Annotated in this window: 1 protein-coding gene; it reads left to right on the forward strand. The window is 34.6% G+C overall.

What is annotated here, in order from left to right; genetic code table 11:
• On the forward strand, positions 1-1,827 hold a 1,827-nt coding region (locus GFJ94_RS12570), incomplete at both ends, for a PKD-like domain-containing protein (RefSeq protein WP_305069010.1).

Here is a 1,827-nt window from a genome sequence, read left to right on the forward strand (position 1 = left end):
TTCGGGTATGTCGTTTGCAACTAATTACGAAGTAGCAGCGTCTAACGGAAGTTGTACATCAGTAAATTCGGCAATTTTTACTATCGTACCGAGATTACCACAACCTTCAATTTTCAATATTATTAATAATGGTCCTATATGTATTGGTTCAGCTGCTACATTTACTATTAGCGCTACTCCAAATACTCAGATAGATTATAGTGTTGATGGAAATCCAGTTGAAACAGTTGCAATTAATTCATCAGGTGTAGGAGTTGTTAATGTACCAGGTGTAACTGGAAGTACAACAATAAATACAATAAGTGTATTTGATGGAATTTGTTCATCTAATATTGTTTTAAGTTCGACTGTTACTTTATTTGCTGATACTACAATTTCATTGGTTTCACCTTTAGGTACTGATGTTCAAACTATATGTGCAGGTGTTTCAATTGTTCCAATACAATATCAAATTGTAGGAACGGCTACTGGAGTTGTTGTTACAGGTCTGCCTACTGGTGTTTCACATAGTTATAATGTATCAACTGGTTTGTTAACAATTTCAGGATCTGTAAGCAATGGAGGCATTTATAATTATATTATCTCTACTTCTGGAGGTTGTAATCCCCAAGCTAATGCATCGGGTTCGATTTCAATTACTCCTCGTCCAACTTTGTCATACACAGTAACTGATACCATTTGTGATGGTAGCCCATTAGATTTTGTTTTAAGTAGTAATTTACCAAACACAACTTATAGTTGGAGCGCAACGATATCTAATATCACAAGTACTTTTGTAACTAGTGGTGATGAGACTAACATTAATCAAATAGCAACATTAACAGATTCAGAGAATGTTGGAACTATAACGATAATAATTATTCCAAGAGCTAATGGATGTGATGGAATACCATCAAATCCAATTACTATTACTGTAAATCCAAATCCTGAGATTAGAAGTGTTACAGTAGCTGACAATTCTGTTTGTTCTTCAACAAATTCTACAAATAATGTTCATGTTGATATTGTTGGTAATATAAGTGGAATAACTTATACTTGGACAGCTATTACAAATGGAGTTACGGTTTTAGGAGGTGTAACTTCGGGTACTATTACATCAACTTCCACAGCTACTGCTATAGATTTACAAGTTATAACAAGTAATCCGTTAGTTGCAGGAACAATTTATTTTGTAGTAAGTTCTGTACGTAATGGATGTCCAGGCAATACACTTCAGAGTGAATTGATTACTGTAAATCCAAATCCAGGGTTGCCAGTTCTATCTCCAATTAAAACAATTTGTAGTGGAGAAAATACGGATTTAATAGTTAATGTTTCTCCACTTATAGCAGGAACCGAATTAACGTGGGATGTATTAACGTTTGATAATGTATCAGGAGCACTTTCAGGAACAGGAGTAGCACCAATAACTATAAATGATGTGTTAACCACAATAGATGCAACTGATGGTTATGTTATTTATCGAGTTTGGTCAAGTTTAGGAGATTGTCAAGGCGGATATACAGATTACCGAGTAAATGTAAATCCATCTCCTATACCTGTGTTAAAAGATGGCAATATTTGTATAACTCCAGATGGTCAAGTATTCCAAACCTACACATTAAACACAGGATTAAATGATGTTGACTATGACTTTGAATGGTTTGATAGTAATGGAGATACTATTTTGGGTGCAACTAGTTCAACATTAGTAGTTGATGCAGTAGGAACCTACAGTGTCATTGCTACTAATACGTTAACAACATGTTCATCAGATCCTATGTTATCAACAGCAACAGCAACAGTAAGTTCAACAACTCCAGCTACAGCCATCTCAGTTGTACAAAC

The sequence above is a fragment of the Flavobacterium sp. LMO8 genome, from assembly GCF_009495755.1.
GTDB lineage: Bacteria > Bacteroidota > Bacteroidia > Flavobacteriales > Flavobacteriaceae > Flavobacterium.